Here is a 15561-nt window from a genome sequence, read left to right on the forward strand (position 1 = left end):
GCGCCCCTTATTGTTAGACTTCGAGGTCGGCTAAATCGCCTTTCTCTTGCAGCCAGTTACGGCGGTCTTCCGAACGTTTCTTCGCCAGCAACATATCCATAACGCGTAGCGTTTGCTCCACATCATCATCGCTCACTGTCAGCTGGACCAGACGACGCGTGTTGGGATCGAGCGTGGTTTCACGCAGTTGTAGCGGGTTCATTTCCCCCAGGCCTTTAAAGCGCTGCACATTTGGCTTGCCTTTCTTGCGCTTCAGCTGCTCCAGCACGCCCTCTTTCTCATCCTCGTCCAGCGCGTAATAGACTTCCTTGCCGAGATCGATGCGATAGAGCGGTGGCATCGCCACATACACGTGGCCGTGCTGCACCAGCGAGCGGAAATGCTTCACAAACAGCGCACACAGCAAGGTCGCAATGTGTAAACCATCCGAGTCCGCATCCGCAAGGATACAGATCTTGCCGTAACGCAGTTGGCTCAGATCGTCGCTGTCGGGATCGATACCGATCGCCACAGAGATATCATGCACTTCCTGCGAGGCCAGCACTTCATCTGAAGAGACTTCCCAGGTATTGAGGATCTTACCTTTCAGCGGCATGATCGCCTGATATTCACGATCGCGCGCCTGTTTGGCCGATCCGCCGGCGGAATCCCCTTCCACGAGGAACAATTCCGTCTTGTTCAGATCCTGCGCGGTGCAGTCCGCTAGCTTGCCGGGCAATGCCGGCCCGCTGGTGAGTTTTTTACGCACGACCTTCTTCGCTGCACGCATACGGCGCTGGGCGCTGGAGATCGCCAGTTCGGCTAGCATTTCAGCCGCCTGCACGTTCTGGTTCAGCCACAGGCTAAAGGCATCTTTCACTACGGCTGAGACAAACGCCGCACACTGACGTGACGACAAGCGCTCTTTAGTCTGACCGGCAAATTGTGGATCCTGCATCTTCACCGACAGCACGTAAGCGCAGCGATCCCAGATATCTTCCGCTGAGAGCTTTACGCCGCGCGGCAGAATATTGCGGAATTCACAAAACTCGCGCATCGCATCCAGCAAACCCTGACGTAAGCCGTTGACGTGCGTGCCGCCTTGCATGGTCGGGATCAGGTTAACGTAGCTTTCTGTCAGCAGTTCACCGCCTTCCGGCAGCCACAGCAGCGCCCAATCTACCGCTTCAACATCGCCAGCAAAGCTGCCGACGAACGGTTTTTCCGGCAGCGTTGGCAGGCCATCGACCGCTTCGCAGAGGTAGTCAGTCAAACCATCCTGATACATCCACGTCTGTTCGGTATCGTTAACCTTGTCTTTAAAGACAATCTCCACGCCTGGGCACAGCACGGCTTTGGCTTTTAACAGATGCGATAAGCGGGAAACTGAGAAGCGCGGGCTATCGAAGAAGCTGGCATCTGGCCAGAAATGCACGCTGGTGCCGGTGTTACGTTTGCCAACGGTGCCGGTAACCGTAAGATCCTGTACTTTGTCGCCATTTTCAAAGGCGATCTGGTAGATTTCGCCGTTGCGGCGCACGGTGACTTCGACCCGCTTAGATAAGGCGTTAACCACCGAGATCCCCACGCCGTGTAGACCGCCGGAGAACTGATAGTTTTTATTGGAGAATTTGCCGCCCGCATGCAGCCGACAAAGAATCAGCTCAACCGCAGGCACGCCCTCTTCGGGATGGATATCCACCGGCATGCCACGCCCGTCATCAATCACTTCCAGCGACTGATCGGCATGAAGAATCACTTCCACGCGTTTAGCATGACCCGCCAGCGCCTCATCGACGCTGTTATCGATCACTTCCTGGCCTAGATGGTTCGGGCGCGTGGTATCGGTGTACATCCCCGGACGACGACGCACCGGTTCAAGGCCGGTCAGGACCTCAATGGCATCGGCATTATAGCTTGATTGGCTCATCGTAAATGTCTGATTAGCAATAAGAAAATGGCCCCACCTCGCGGAATTACTGAGCGTTTAATCCCAGAAAATCAATAATTTGTGCGAAATGGCGTTCGAATCCGATATAGGCATGATTGCCGCCCTCTTCAACCGTCTGGCGGCATGCGCTGTAATACTCCAGCGCCTGGCGATAGTCGAGTATTTCATCGCCGGTTTGTTGCAGCAACCAAAGTAAATCGGGCGCTTCAAGAGGGTCAATCTGCATGACTTTCAGATCGTAAATGTGGCGAGACTCTAACACATATTGCTGGCCGGTGTAGGGATTACGATTTTCCCCCAGATAATCCACCAGCAGCTCAAACGGGCGCACGGCGGGATTGACCACCACCGCGGGCAACATAAAACACTGCGACAGCCAGGTAGCAAAATAACCGCCGAGCGACGATCCTACCAACCCCAGCGGTTCACCCGCATATTGCATCACCAGATCTTCCAGCATACTGGCTGCTTCCGCCGGGAAAGCCGGCAGCTGTGGCACCATAACCTGAAGCTGCGGATGCCGCTCGCTGAGCCATTGTTGCAGCTGGGTGGCTTTCGCCGATTGCGGTGAACTGTTGAATCCATGCAGATAGATCAGCGCCGCCATCGCTTAGTAGCCCTCAGAATCAAGGTCGGGGCGGAACATGTCACTTTGCAAGCGGTTCACTTCGGTTTCCAGCGTGCCGTCCGGTTGCAAGGTAAACCAGCGCCAGCCAGGGGCGAGCGTATCAATGGTGAAGTTGGTGCAGTGAGGTTTGAACTGTACGCAGGTTGACGGCGAAGCCAGCACGCGACGGCCATGCCAATCGAGATCGAGTTCCTGATGAATATGACCGCACACCAGATTTCGCGCACGCGGGAAGTGTTGCAACACCGCTTCCAGCTGATGAGGATTGCGTAAACTGTGCTGATCTAACCAGGTACAGCCGGAAGCGAGTGGATGATGGTGCAGCAGCACCAGCGTATGACGCTCCGGATATTTGCGCAGAGCGCTATCCAGCCACTCCAGTTGATATTCACTCAACATGCCGTGCGGCACGCCAAACACCTGGCTATCCAGCAGTACCAGCTGCCAGTGATCGCCTAATAAGACATGCTTGTCTGACTTAATGCCGGCATCAGCTAAGGTATCCACCATCGCTGGCTGAAAATCGTGATTACCCGGCAGCCAGACGCAAGGCTTTGGCAGGCGTGAAATGCCCGCTACAAAGTGTTGGTAAGCTTCAACGGTGTGATCCTGAGCGAGATCGCCTGTGGCGATAATCAGATCATAGTTATGCTGCTGTGCCTCAATGGCGTCCAGCACGGCATCAAAACTCGACCAGGTATTCACCCCAAGTAGCGATTGATGTTTTCCAGCAAAAAGATGGGTATCCGTGATTTGTAAAATCCTGATATCAGACCCATCTACCGCAGGAAGAGTTAGCAGGCTATCCAAAGCGTTTCCTTAATCTCCACGCCATCGTTGCTTTTTACGCTATCAGCAGACCGGTACGGCCACAGCGCCGTGCGCCAGGCAGTAGCGCAGCCAATCCGCAAGGAACTGGTTAATCTGATGTTTTTCATCGCGCTGATGCAGTTTTTTATTAGGATAATCATAGCGCGCTTTAAAACGGTAGATCTGTTTAGTGGAACACACTTCAGCGACCATCGCATCATGATAGAGCCGCACGGACATGGATGGCAGGCTCCAGTAGCTCACCGCCGGCGCCACCTGGCGCACTTCAACCAGCGTGGTGTAGCGCGTTGATTCTTCGATGGTGAGCTGATAACTGGCGCCGTTCACCTGATAAATCACCGATGCGCCTGCTTCGTCATTACGCGGCAGCAGGCGGCGCAGCTGAGCGAAATTGGTTTCGCACAGACGCATCATTTCGGGAAAGTCAGGGGTGTAGCGCTGTTTCATTTTAGCTTCCACTCTTCTCGTAGTTTTTCATGGTGCAACGCCAGCCATTGCAAGGCGATGACAGATGCTGCGTTATCAATAATCCCCTCTTCCACCCAGCGATAGGCCTGTTCACGGCTTACCACATGGACAAGAATATCCTCATTCTCTTCCTCCAGCCCGTGATTTCCCTCTGCCAGGCTGGCATCCACTTCGCCCACCAGCACCGACAAACGTTCAGACGTTCCGCCCGGGCTGGCTAAGTAATTCACTATCGGTTTGACGCGACCAACCTTGAGGCCGGCCTCTTCTACCGCCTCACGGCGCGCGACATCTTCCGGTGTTTCACCGGTTTCGATAATGCCGGCCACCATTTCCAGCAGCCAGGGCGTTGGGCTGGAATCATAAGCCGGGATGCGGATTTGTTCGATCAGCACCACTTCGTCACGTAAGGGATCATAGGGTAGCAGCACGGCAGCGTGACCGCGCTCAAAAACTTCGCGTACCACTTCACCACTCATTTCGCCATTAAAACGGCGGTGACGAAAACGGTAACTCACGATGGAAAAAAAACCATCGTAACGCGTTTCGCGTGCAATAATTTCTACATCGTTTTTTGTGAAAGTCACAGGGGATTTTTTTTCACTTACCATCGTCTGATTCCTTATGCAGATTGGGGTGGAGCAAAGAAAAGCCAAGCCCGCCGCTCCGTCCGAGTGGTTCTTTTTGAATTAATTGCGTAAATTAGGGGAAGAAGGCACGTTCAGCCAACTTATCTCTGACGCCGCCTCTGTAGAATCGGCGATTATTTTTTTGGCTTACCTGCAGCGCTACCAGTGCAATTTGCTGCAACAAAAGGAATGCAAATGAAAAAACTGCTCCCACTTTTTATTGGACTGAGCCTGGGCGGATTCAGCCTGGCCAGCCAGGCAGAAAACCTGTTGCAGGTCTATCAGCAGGCGCGCCTTAGCAACCCCGATCTGCGTGCTTCCGCTGCGGATCGCGACGCTGCATTTGAAAAGATCAATGAAGCGCGTAGTCCTTTATTGCCGCAGCTAGGCTTGGGCGCAGATTATACTTATAACAATGGCTACCGCGACAGCAGCGGACTTCATTCCAACACGACCAGCGCGTCTCTGCAATTAACTCAAACTATTTTCGACATGTCGAAATGGCGCGCGCTGTCACTGCAGGAAAAAGCGGCTGGTATCCAGGACGTCACTTATCAGGTTGCCCAGCAAGACCTGATTCTGAACAGTGCAACTGCCTATTTCAACGTGTTGAAGGCGATCGATACGCTTTCTTACACTGAAGCACAGAAACAATCGATCTACCGCGAATTGGATCAAACCACCCAGCGCTTCAACGTTGGGCTGGTGGCGATCACTGACGTTCAAAACGCCCGCGCGCAATATGACAGCGTCCTGGCTAACGAAGTCACTGCCCGCAACAACCTCGATAACGCCGTGGAATCGCTGCGCCAGATTACCGGCATGGATTATCTGTCGCTGGCTTCACTGAATATCGATCGTTTTAAAACGGCGCGTCCCGATGCCGTTGCTGCGCTGCTGAAACAAGCTGAAAGCCGTAACCTGAACTTGCTTTCTGCACGTCTGAGCCAGGATCTGGCACGTGAGCAGATTCGTTCAGCGGAAACCGGCCACATGCCAACGCTGGATTTGACGGCCTCAACCGGTATGTCTAACAGCAAATATGGCGGCAGCCGCGCGAATCAGAGCGCAAGCAGCACCGACTCAATTACCGGTTCTAACCAGGTTGGCCTGAGCTTCACCATGCCGCTGTACAGCGGTGGTTCTGTGACTTCACAGGTGAAACAGGCGCAGTACAATTATGTTGCCGCTAGCGAGCAGCTGGAAGGCGCGCACCGTAGCGCGGTGCAAACCGTCCGTTCCTCATTCAACAACGTGAATGCGTCTATCAGCAGCATCGATGCCTACAAGCAGGCGGTTGTCTCTGCGCAGAGTTCACTTGATGCGATGGAAGCCGGTTATCAGGTGGGTACGCGGACGATCGTGGATGTGTTGGATGCCACCACCACGCTGTTCAACGCTAAACAGCAGCTTTCTGACGCACGTTACAGCTACCTCATTAACCAGCTGAATATTAAATATGCGCTGGGTACGCTGAACGAGCAGGATCTGCAACAGCTGAACAGTTCACTCGGCAAAGAGGTGACGACAGCACCCGAAGTTGTTGCACCGGAAAACAACCAGCAAGCCGCCCGCGTGGATAACGGTCCGCAGACGACAGCGCCTTCAAGCGCCGCACGAGCGCGTCCCGCTGCCGCCCGCAGCAGTGGAAATCCCTTCGGTAATTGATTTATAAAGGGGTCGCTTGCGGCCCCTTTCGCATTCAATCGTATAACAACGTAAAGATCCCCTCTCCCTCTGGCGTCACGCTTCATTTTCCACCACTCATCCCCTATCCTAACCCCCACCTTTGGGCACAGGATAAAGATAATGAAACGGACGAAAAATATTCGCCACGCCGCTTTCCGTAAAAGCTGGCAGGCACGCCACTTAACGCCGGTTGCATTTGCCGTTAGCGCAGTGTTTATGCTGGCAGGCTGCGAACAGAGTGACGAAACGGTTTCCCTCTACCAAAACGCGGATGATTGTGCAAAAGCCAATCCAGGCGAGAGCGCGCAATGTACCACTGCGTACAATAACGCCTTGAAAGAAGCCGAACGTACCGCGCCAAAATATGCCACGCGTGAGGATTGCGTTGCAGAGTTTGGTGAAAATCAGTGCCAGCAAACGCCGGCGCAGGCAGGCGTTGGTACCACCGCGAATAACGCGGAAGCACAGCAAAGCGGCAGCTTCTGGATGCCGTTGATGGCCGGTTACATGATGGGCCGGATGATGGGCGGCGGCGCAGGCTTTGCCCAGCAACCGCTCTTCTCACCGAAGAATCCAAATAGCCCAGCAAACGGCAAATTTGTTGATGCAGCGGGTAAAAATTACGGTAATGCCACCTCAGGCCGCACAATGAACGTGCCAAAAACCGCCATGGCACCTAAACCGGCAACCACCTCCACCATTACCCGCGGCGGTTTCGGTGACAGCGTGGCAAAACAAAACACCATGCAGCGCAGCAGTGCCTCCGGCACCAGCAGCCGTTCGCTGGGAGGCTAAGCCGCAGCATGCAACGTATTGCAATCAGCGAGCGCCCAGACTGGCGTGAAAAAGCAGCGGAGTATGGCTTCCAGTTTCACACCATGTATGGCGAGCCGTACTGGTGTGAAGATGCTTACTATCAGTTCACGCTAGCGCAGGTTGAACAGCTGGAAGAGACCACCGCCGAACTGCATCAGATGTGTTTACAGGCCGTGGAAAAGGTGGTGAATAGCGAGGCGCTACTCACCCGTTTCTGCATTCCTAAGCACACATGGGATTTTGTGCGTGAGTCCTGGAAGCTACGCCAGCCTTCACTTTATTCGCGCCTCGATCTGGCATGGGATGGTAAAGGTGATGCCAAACTCCTGGAAAATAATGCAGATACGCCAACCTCGCTGTATGAAGCGGCATTCTTTCAGTGGATCTGGCTAGAAGATCAAGTTAAAGCGGGCAATCTGCCGCACGGCAGTGACCAATTCAACAGCCTGCAAGAGAAGTTGATTGATCGCTTTGCCACACTGCATCAGCAACACGGTTTTAACTGGCTGCACTTTTCCTGCTGCCGGGACACCGAAGAAGATCGCGCTACGGTGCAATATCTGCAGGACTGCGCTACCGAAGCCGGGCTGCCGAGTGAATTTCTCTATATTGATGAAATTGGGTTAGGCGAAAGAGGCCAGTTTACCGATGTAAACGATCAGGTTATCAGCAACCTATTTAAACTCTATCCGTGGGAATTCATGCTGCGCGAAGTGTTCTCTACCAAGCTCGCGGATGCCGGTGTCCGTTGGCTGGAGCCTGCGTGGAAAAGCATTATTTCCAATAAGGCGCTGCTGCCGCTGCTGTGGGAGATGTTCCCTACCCATCCTAACCTGCTGCCCGCCTATTTTGCAGATGACAAAAACGCGCCGCAGATGGATAAATATGTGGTGAAACCGCTGTTTTCGCGCGAAGGGGCCAATATTCGCATCATCGAAAATGGTCAGGAGATCGCGCGTGCCGACGGCCCGTATGGCGAAGAAGGCATGATTATTCAGCAGTTCTATCAGTTACCTAAATTTGGTGATAGCTACACGCTGATTGGTAGCTGGCTGATTGACGATCAACCTGCCGGCATTGGCCTGCGTGAAGATCGTGCCTTGATCACTCAGGATCTGTCTCGCTTTTATCCCCACACTTTTATTGAGTAAACGCTGCGCCGCCCGCAATCCTCGGGCGGCCAGAATAGTTAACCAACCTGCACTGACATCATACTGATCGCGCCCATCTCCATCCCTTCCACCGGGAGCGTAATCGCTTCATCAGCGGCGCGTGCGCCCAGAATATACAGCAGCGGCAGATAGTGTTCCGGCGTTGGGTTTGACTGCTGCGCATCTGGATGTTGCATAAAATTCACCAGAGGATGATCCGCCACCTCGCCCTGGAAGCTCAGGTTCTCACGTACGAACTGATTAAAACTCTCTGCCCAGGGATAAGCGGTTTCTGCTCCCTGCCAGCGCAGCATACGCAGATTATGTACCACGTTACCGCTAGCAACGATCATCACACCTTCGTCGCGTAACGAGGCTAGCCTTTGCCCCACTTCGTAGTACCATGCGGCGGGTTTAGTGCCGTCGATACTCAGCTGCACAACGGGAATATCGGCAGCTGGATACATTTTTGCCAGCACGCCCCAGGATCCATGATCAAATCCCCACTCCTGATCGGCCTTGACTGCAATCGGCGCCAGTAAATCAATCACCTGCTGCGCTAAATCGGGCGATCCAGGCGCCGGGTAGCGCACATCAAACAGCGCTTGTGGGAAACCGCCAAAGTCATGGATGGTGCGTGGATCCTTCATCGCCGTCACGGCCGTACCCCGCGTATACCAATGTGCCGAAACGGCGAGAATAGCGCGCGGTCGCGGCAATGTGGCACCTAAATGCTGCCAGGCTTGGGTATAACGGTTATCTTCCAGGACGTTCATTGGGCTGCCATGACCAAGGAACAGCGCGGGCATACGGGTGTGGCTCATGATTAATCCTCTGGCGAATTGTAGCTTTGTTAACCGCTACGATACGCGCTTTCATGGCCGGATTAACGCTGATAAGCATGATGTTCTTCATCAGTTAATTTGAACAAATTTTCCATTGAAACGCCCATGGCTTTTCCCCTGACGTCAACACACCGGCTTAACTACTTCCCCTTTTCTTTTTGAAGCAAGATTCGTCGCAATCTTACCCATGACATCTCCAGTTATCAGGCACATAGCTTGGAGGCAGCGGCGAGCCAGACAGGTCTTGTTACATCGCCGAAAGCTGATTCTTACACTCCCCTCGGTTTAACAAACATGAGGGGTGGAACATTATGTTAATTGAGGCAGCAATATTGTGCCTGGCGATGAATATCTACCATGAAGCGCGTGGTGAACCGATTAAAGGACAAATAGCCATAGGTACGTTGACCATGAACCGGGCAAAGGGGGAGATCAAAGAGATCTGCCCTGTGGTGTACGCACCGAAGCAGTTCTCCTGGACGTCTTTCAGGAAAAAACCTTATCGTTCTCCGCCCAGAGAAGACAAGAACTGGCAGCAAGCCAGAAAGCTGGCGAAAAAGATCGTAAAGGGGGAATTAAAAGACGTGACGAAAGGAGCGACCTTTTTTCACGCACACGGTGCTAAACCGGCATGGCGTCATACGTTCCAACGTACAGTGGTGATTGGTAATCATGTGTTTTACGCCAAACGAGCACGCATAAAAAAAGCCGGATAGTGTCTCCGGCCCTTTCTATTATCATCATCCAGTTAGCTGGCCTGACGCGTCTCGCGCTGACGGCGATATGCAACCAGATCTTCGATGGTGACAACCGGCATATCATGTTGCTTAGCAAACACAATCGCTTCTGGCGCATGCGCCATGCTGCCATCATCGTTGGTCAATTCACACAGCACGCCTGCAGGCTTGAATCCTGCCAACGTCACCAGATCGATGGTGGCTTCAGTATGCCCACCACGTGTCAGCACACCGCCTTCACGCGCACGCAGCGGGAAAACATGGCCCGGACGATTTAAGTCAGAAGGCTTAGCGCCATCCGCTACCGCAGCACGAATAGTGGTAATGCGATCGGCTGCAGAAACGCCTGTTGTTACGCCGGCTGCAGCTTCGATTGTTACAGTAAAACCGGTGCCATAAGCGCTGGTGTTATCTTCAACCATCATCGGCAGTTCAAGCTGTTTGCGATGCTCTTCAGTGATACAGAGACAAACAATGCCGCTACCGTGGCGGATAGTTAACGCCATCTGTTCAACGGTCATGGTTTCTGCAGCGAAGATCATATCGCCTTCGTTTTCACGATTTTCATCGTCAAGCACCATCACACCGCGACCATTACGCAGCGCATCAATGGCGCGTTCTACACGCTGTTCAGGCGTGCCAAATTCAGAAAGAAGCGTCTGATTCATGGTAAAAAACCTTATAAAAATATGAGTTACCAGAACCAGGGCGTGCTTAGGAGTGCGTACAAAACACATGGCAATAACGTGACGCGGGCAAAGCCCGGCAGATGTCGTTACCCTCTCCCATCCGGACTCTAACCGTCGGCTCCGGAATCACACCGGATCTGCTGACCTATCACTTTGCAGTGATAGCGCTCGCGGGCTTTCAGCAGACGCTGATTTACCGCCGGTGGGGAATTTCGCCCCGCCCTGAGAATAAGCGGATAAACTATAACGCCAATCATCTGGTCGGGCAATCGACAAAAGTGCAAATGCTTTTGCATTTCCTGCGTTGCGGAATTCAGGTTTAACCTTTTCGTTTCAGGCATTACACTTAATAGCTATTAAGTCCGAACACGCACTGCTATCGGCCACCGTAATCAGGAAATCATCATGATCGACACGAAAAAAATTGAACAACTGGCTCGCCAGGTACATGAAGCTATGCCGAAAGGTATTCGTGATTTTGGCGACGATGTCGAAAAGAAAATCCGTCAGGTTTTGCAGGCGCAATTGACGCGCATGGATTTGGTCAATCGTGAAGAGTTCGACGTACAGACGCAGGTTTTGCTGCGCACACGTGAGAAACTTGCCGCACTGGAACAGCGTTTGGCGAAGTTGGAAAGTGAGAGCCCAGCGGCACCGGCTCCAGCGATTATCACGCCCGATCCGGCTGGCAAAATCGATACTCCGCAGTAATGTATTTGGCGGGAGAGATTCTCCCGCCAGCTCAAGCTTAATGACTGCGAATGGTTTTGATGATGTTGCTGGTTGAAATACCATCTTCAAAGTTGAGCACACGCACGTCGCCGCCGTTCGCCCACACTTCTTTGCTTCCCGCGATATCTTCCGGCTTGTAATCGCCGCCTTTCACCAGCAGATCGGGCAGGACTTCAGCGATGAGACGCTGTGGCGTATCTTCTTCAAACAATACTACCCAATCAACGGCTTCCAGCGCACCCAGCACAATCATGCGGTTTTCCTGCGGATTCACCGGACGCGTTTCGCCTTTCAGCCGCCTGGTAGAAGCATCGCTATTTACCGCCACAATCAGGCGATCGCCTAACTTACGCGCATTGGCCAGATAGGAAACATGGCCCGCATGCAGGATATCGAATACTCCGTTGGTCATAACCACTTTTTCACCGCGCTGGCGCGCCTGCGCCACAGCGGCTTTCAACTCTGACTCATTCATCACGCCAAAACCGCTTTCCGGACGAGCATGAATGGCGTTCTCCAACTCAACGGTGCTGACGGTGGAAGTACCCAACTTGCCTACCACCACACCCGCCGCCGCATTGGCGAGGAAACAGGCATCCTCCAGGCTATCGCCCGCCGCCAATACCGCCGCCAGCACACCAATCACCGTATCACCGGCACCGGTGACGTCATACACTTCCTGCGCCTGCGTGGGCAAATGCAGCGGCGCTTTGCCGGGTTGGAGCAGCGTCATTCCGTTTTCTGAGCGGGTAACCAGCAGCGCGGAGAGTTCGAAATCGGCAATCAGCTGCATACCACGGCTGACAATCTCATCAACGGTTTTGCATTTACCCACCACGGCTTCAAACTCAGACAAATTAGGTGTCAGCAGCGTCGCACCACGATAACGTTCGAAATCCGTGCCTTTTGGATCGATCAGCACGGGCACATTGGCTTCACGCGCCAGCTGAATCATGGTCTGTACGCTATTCAGCGCGCCTTTAGCGTAGTCTGACAGTACCAGCGCACCCGCCTGCTTCAGCGATTGACGCATGCGATCGTGAATCGGCTGCGGATCCACTTCCTCAAACCCTTCTTCGAAGTCGAGGCGAATAAGTTGCTGATTACGGGATAACACGCGCAGTTTGGTAATGGTCGGATGGCTTTTTACTGCTACAAAATCGCAGTCAACCTTCACTTTCTGCAGCGTTTCGCTTAACACTCGCGCGGCATCGTCAGCACCGGTCAGACCAATCAGGCGAGATGCAGCACCGAGCGCGGCAATGTTCATCGCAACGTTAGCCGCACCGCCCGGACGCTCTTCAATGGTATCCACTTTTACCACCGGTACCGGCGCTTCCGGCGAAATACGGCTGGTTGGGCCATACCAATAGCGGTCCAACATCACGTCGCCGACGACCAACACGGTGGCCTTGCCAAAGGTGGGCAGTGTTACTTTCATTCCAAAGACTCCAGACTACGGTCAAAATTATGCGCGGATAATACCATATACCCTTCCTACGTTAAGTTGCAGGGTTTCGAAGCCCTATGGCTTACTGTCCCGCGCGATCTGATTCGGCAACGTTCAACCAACGCTGCCAGCTGCTGTTTACCACCGCTCGCTCAGCGGCAAAGGCGTCGGGCGCAACATGTCCCGGTAATTCCTGTAGCGCAAGATGATGTAGCGCATCACGCAGCGTTACGTAGGCGTGCGTCAGTGCCTGTGCCTCATCTTCCGGCATGATGTGATGCCGGGCCATCAGCTCAAATATGCGCACGTTATCCGACCAGCGCGTCAATGCGGGCTGTGCAGCGGCGTAGCCTAAGACAAAGTATTGTGCGATGAATTCAATATCGGTGATACCGCCCTCATCGGTCTTAATCTCCCAGCGGCCTTTATGTTTATTGCTGAGATGCGCGCGCATTTTTTCGCGCATTTCGCGCACTTCTTTCTGCAACGTATCGCGCTCTCGCGGCAGGCAGAGAATACCGCGCCGGATATCATCAAAACGTTCGCAGAGCGCGGGCTCACCGAACACAATGCGCGCGCGCACTAATGCCTGGTGTTCCCAGGTCCAGGCTTCGCTACGCTGATACTCGTTGAAGGCGGCAAAGGTGCTCACCAGCATCCCTGCGGCGCCAGAAGGACGCAGACGCGCATCCACCTCATACAAAATGCCGGAGGAGGTACGCGTGCTGAACAGATGCATCACGCGCTGTGCCAGGCGTAGATAGAACTGGCGGCCATCAATGACGCGTTCACCATCCGTTTCCGCATCATCAGGGCAATCGTGCAGGAAGACCAAATCGAGATCGGAGCTATAACCCAGTTCCCAGCCACCGAGCTTGCCATAGCCCACCACCGCGAAACCCCGTTCGCTATCGCTGGTGAGATGTGATGGACGCCCATAACGTTGCACCATCATTTGCCAGGCTTGCTGCACTACCGATTCAATTATCGCCTCCGCCAGCCAGGTTAAGTGATCGCTCACTTTCATGACCGGCAGCGTTTCAGCAATATCAGCAGCGGCAATGCGCAGATGCTGCGCCTGCTTAAACTGGCGCAGCGCTTCCAACTGCTGCTCTTCGTCATCGGTGGGGATGCGCAGCAGATACTGACGCAACTCATCGCGGTACGCATCGGTAGCGGTAGGTTGATAAAGGGTTGCCGGATCGAGCAGCTCATCCAGCAGCAGCGGATAACGCGCCAGCTGGCTGGCAATCATCGGTGATGCGGCGCAGAGGCGAATCAGATGGCGCAGCGCGCCATGATATTCGGTTAACAACTCGAGATAGGTACTGCGCGTCAACACGCCCAACAGCAGCGGCGTCAGGCGGTTCAGCAGCACATCCGCATCCTCGCGTGGGCAAACCTCACTGAGCAGACGCGGCATCAGCTGATCAAGCGCCAAACGCCCGCGCGGGCCAATAGTACGGCGACTCACATCCTGGCGAAAATTGTTTAGCGCATTGTAAAGCGCGTGACGCTGCGCATCATTCAGCTGCGGCACTACCGGAATAAGGTCGTTCTCTTCTAGCGCGTCTTGCCATAGCCCGGCAAATTCAGCCAGCTGTGGCTGATCGTCAACGTCAGGCGCATCGTCACCAATCAACTCATCAAAGATGGCGCGCACGCCAGCCATGTGCTCTTCAAGCTGCGCCATCAGCGCATGCCAGTCCACCGCGCCCATTGCCCACGCTAAGCGCTGGCGATCGAGTTCGTTTTCCGGCAGCGTTTGCGTCTGCTCGTCATTAATACTTTGCAGAAGGTTTTCCAGGCGACGCAGGAAAAGATAGGCTTCACGCAGATGTTCAACCTGCTGCTGGCTAAGTAAAGCCAGTTCGCCAATCGCTTCGAGCGTAGGCAGCAAGGATCGTAATTGTAGTGAGCGCTCACGTCCTCCTCGAATCAGCTGGAATACCTGAACGATGAATTCTGTTTCACGGATACCGCCCGCGCCGAGTTTGATGTTGTCTTTCAAGCCCCGTCGGCGCACTTCGCGTGCAATCATACCTTTCATGTTACGCAGCGACTGGATCACGCTGAAATCGATGTAACGCCGGTAGACAAACGGGCGCAGCATTTGCTGCAATTCCTGGCTCCAGTGGCCACGGTCATCGCCCATCAGCCGGGCTTTAACCATCGCGTAGCGTTCCCAGTCGCGCCCCTGTTCCTGGTAATAATCCTCCAGTGCAGCAAAGCTCAGCACCAGCGGACCGCTGTCACCAAACGGGCGCAGGCGCATATCCACGCGATAGACAAATCCATCTACCGTCGGCTGATCGAGAACTTTGATCAGGCGCTGGCCCATGCGCGTAAAGAACTGTGCATTGTCGAGTTCGCGCCGTCCGCCGTGCGTGACACCGTTTTCCGGCCAGGCAAAAATCAGGTCGATATCAGAAGAGAAGTTAAGCTCGCAGCCACCCAGTTTACCCATACCCAGGATCAGCATCGGTTGGGCTTCTCCGGCGTCATTGCAGGGGGTGCCGAAATCACGGCTGCAATCCTGCCATACCCAATCGCGCGCTGCCGCAATCAGAATTTCCGCCAGCGTGCTGAGCTGCTGCAAGCTCTGTTCCGTGCTGGAGTGCTGCAGCGCCTGCATCCAGGCAATACGCACCAGCATATGCCGGCGGAACAGACGAAGTTCGCGCATCAGGGAGGATTCGTTATCAACCGCTTGCAGCGCGTCATTCAGCCAGCGGGCATAGTGCTGCCACTCATCTGGCGCGGGCGCTTGCTGCTGCAAATGCTGCCACCATTCCGGATGCTGCTGCAGGTTATCGAGGATAAAGTCACTAAAGGTCAGCGCACCAGCCTGTTCTGGCGTGAACGCTGAGAGTGGCAAACCAAGTCGCTCTGCCACATTAGCCAACTGCGCCTGCATCAGCGCTGGTAACGGTAACAACATCGTCTCTCCCTGATTGGATTTTTCG

At 54.1% G+C, this 15561-nt stretch carries 14 protein-coding genes and 1 riboswitch; of the genes, 5 read left to right on the plus strand and 9 right to left on the minus strand.

Going from position 1 to position 15561, the window contains the following annotated elements; translation table 11 throughout:
- Positions 1–13 precede the first annotated feature (13 nt).
- The 5 genes from parE to nudF are packed head-to-tail and all read right to left on the minus strand — an operon-like array spanning position 14 to position 4468.
- A complete protein-coding gene (gene parE / locus AC07WB_RS16430) occupies positions 14–1909 on the minus strand; it encodes a DNA topoisomerase IV subunit B (protein WP_345828261.1) in 1896 nt (631 codons plus the stop codon).
- Between the two features lie 46 nt (positions 1910–1955).
- Entirely contained in the window at positions 1956–2537 is a 582-nt protein-coding gene (gene yqiA / locus AC07WB_RS16435) for an esterase YqiA (RefSeq protein ID WP_097095987.1), read from the minus strand.
- 3 nt (positions 2538–2540) lie between these two features.
- Positions 2541–3368, minus strand: a complete 828-nt coding sequence (cpdA, locus tag AC07WB_RS16440; protein WP_345828260.1) for a 3',5'-cyclic-AMP phosphodiesterase — start codon at positions 3366–3368, stop codon at positions 2541–2543.
- 42 nt (positions 3369–3410) lie between these two features.
- Entirely contained in the window at positions 3411–3836 is a 426-nt protein-coding gene (locus tag AC07WB_RS16445) for a DUF1249 family protein (RefSeq protein ID WP_008103400.1), read from the minus strand.
- Positions 3833–4468, minus strand: a complete 636-nt coding sequence (gene nudF / locus AC07WB_RS16450) for an ADP-ribose diphosphatase (RefSeq protein WP_097095985.1) — start codon at positions 4466–4468, stop codon at positions 3833–3835. Before nudF ends, AC07WB_RS16445 begins: the two co-directional genes overlap by 4 nt.
- 213 nt (positions 4469–4681) lie before the next feature.
- On the opposite strand from nudF, the gene tolC reads away from it, so the two are divergent.
- The 3 genes from tolC (at position 4682) to AC07WB_RS16465 (ending at position 8142) form a co-directional block, all read left to right on the plus strand.
- A complete protein-coding gene (gene tolC / locus AC07WB_RS16455) occupies positions 4682–6154 on the plus strand; it encodes an outer membrane channel protein TolC (protein ID WP_097095984.1) in 1473 nt (490 codons plus the stop codon).
- A gap of 141 nt (positions 6155–6295) precedes the next feature.
- A complete protein-coding gene (locus AC07WB_RS16460) occupies positions 6296–6970 on the plus strand; it encodes a DUF1190 family protein (RefSeq protein WP_345828258.1) in 675 nt (224 codons plus the stop codon).
- A gap of 8 nt (positions 6971–6978) precedes the next feature.
- Positions 6979–8142: a glutathionylspermidine synthase family protein gene (locus tag AC07WB_RS16465; protein WP_494940857.1), complete on the plus strand. Its 1164-nt coding sequence runs from the start codon at positions 6979–6981 to the stop codon at positions 8140–8142.
- Positions 8143–8180: 38 nt separating this feature from the next.
- On the opposite strand, the gene ygiD is transcribed toward AC07WB_RS16465, so the two are convergent.
- Positions 8181–8966: a 4,5-DOPA-extradiol-dioxygenase gene (gene ygiD / locus AC07WB_RS16470; RefSeq protein WP_494940858.1), complete on the minus strand. Its 786-nt coding sequence runs from the start codon at positions 8964–8966 to the stop codon at positions 8181–8183.
- A gap of 332 nt (positions 8967–9298) precedes the next feature.
- Here ygiD and AC07WB_RS16475 point away from each other — a divergent pair, with 332 nt between their 5' ends.
- Positions 9299–9703 (plus strand): cell wall hydrolase, encoded by a 405-nt coding sequence (locus tag AC07WB_RS16475; protein ID WP_494940859.1) that lies wholly within the window; start codon positions 9299–9301, stop codon positions 9701–9703.
- A gap of 32 nt (positions 9704–9735) precedes the next feature.
- Here AC07WB_RS16475 and ribB read toward each other — a convergent pair whose 3' ends face one another.
- A complete protein-coding gene (gene ribB, locus AC07WB_RS16480; protein WP_097095979.1) occupies positions 9736–10392 on the minus strand; it encodes a 3,4-dihydroxy-2-butanone-4-phosphate synthase in 657 nt (218 codons plus the stop codon).
- Positions 10393–10497: 105 nt separating this feature from the next.
- A riboswitch (FMN riboswitch) is annotated at positions 10498–10647 on the minus strand.
- A gap of 171 nt (positions 10648–10818) precedes the next feature.
- Between ribB and ubiK the strand changes: the two genes are divergently transcribed.
- The gene (ubiK, locus tag AC07WB_RS16485; RefSeq protein WP_008103418.1) at positions 10819–11124 is read left to right on the plus strand and encodes a ubiquinone biosynthesis accessory factor UbiK; all 306 of its coding nucleotides are present in this window, start codon (positions 10819–10821) and stop codon (positions 11122–11124) included.
- A gap of 37 nt (positions 11125–11161) precedes the next feature.
- Here ubiK and hldE read toward each other — a convergent pair whose 3' ends face one another.
- Both hldE and glnE read right to left on the minus strand, forming a co-directional pair.
- Positions 11162–12586 (minus strand): bifunctional D-glycero-beta-D-manno-heptose-7-phosphate kinase/D-glycero-beta-D-manno-heptose 1-phosphate adenylyltransferase HldE, encoded by a 1425-nt coding sequence (hldE, locus tag AC07WB_RS16490; RefSeq protein ID WP_345828251.1) that lies wholly within the window; start codon positions 12584–12586, stop codon positions 11162–11164.
- Positions 12587–12677: 91 nt separating this feature from the next.
- Positions 12678–15536 (minus strand): bifunctional [glutamate--ammonia ligase]-adenylyl-L-tyrosine phosphorylase/[glutamate--ammonia-ligase] adenylyltransferase, encoded by a 2859-nt coding sequence (gene glnE / locus AC07WB_RS16495; RefSeq protein ID WP_494940860.1) that lies wholly within the window; start codon positions 15534–15536, stop codon positions 12678–12680.
- Between the last annotated feature and the right edge of the window lie 25 nt (positions 15537–15561).

It is taken from the genome of Pantoea sp. GW821-FHT03E06, from assembly GCF_059420725.1.

Bases quoted from the DNA above. Each gene is read 5' to 3' on its own strand.
- AC07WB_RS16475 (WP_494940859.1), top strand. From the start codon at position 9,299: ATGTTAATTGAGGCAGCAATATTGTGCCTGGCGATGAATATCTACCAT.
- AC07WB_RS16445 (WP_008103400.1), bottom strand. From the start codon at position 3,836: ATGAAACAGCGCTACACCCCTGACTTTCCCGAAATGATGCGTCTGTGC.
- AC07WB_RS16460 (WP_345828258.1), top strand. From the start codon at position 6,296: ATGAAACGGACGAAAAATATTCGCCACGCCGCTTTCCGTAAAAGCTGG.
- yqiA (WP_097095987.1), bottom strand. From the start codon at position 2,537: ATGGCGGCGCTGATCTATCTGCATGGATTCAACAGTTCACCGCAATCG.
- hldE (WP_345828251.1), bottom strand. From the start codon at position 12,586: ATGAAAGTAACACTGCCCACCTTTGGCAAGGCCACCGTGTTGGTCGTC.
- parE (WP_345828261.1), bottom strand. From the start codon at position 1,909: ATGAGCCAATCAAGCTATAATGCCGATGCCATTGAGGTCCTGACCGGC.
- tolC (WP_097095984.1), top strand. From the start codon at position 4,682: ATGAAAAAACTGCTCCCACTTTTTATTGGACTGAGCCTGGGCGGATTC.
- ribB (WP_097095979.1), bottom strand. From the start codon at position 10,392: ATGAATCAGACGCTTCTTTCTGAATTTGGCACGCCTGAACAGCGTGTA.
- AC07WB_RS16465 (WP_494940857.1), top strand. From the start codon at position 6,979: ATGCAACGTATTGCAATCAGCGAGCGCCCAGACTGGCGTGAAAAAGCA.
- ubiK (WP_008103418.1), top strand. From the start codon at position 10,819: ATGATCGACACGAAAAAAATTGAACAACTGGCTCGCCAGGTACATGAA.
- nudF (WP_097095985.1), bottom strand. From the start codon at position 4,468: ATGGTAAGTGAAAAAAAATCCCCTGTGACTTTCACAAAAAACGATGTA.
- glnE (WP_494940860.1), bottom strand. From the start codon at position 15,536: ATGTTGTTACCGTTACCAGCGCTGATGCAGGCGCAGTTGGCTAATGTG.
- ygiD (WP_494940858.1), bottom strand. From the start codon at position 8,966: ATGAGCCACACCCGTATGCCCGCGCTGTTCCTTGGTCATGGCAGCCCA.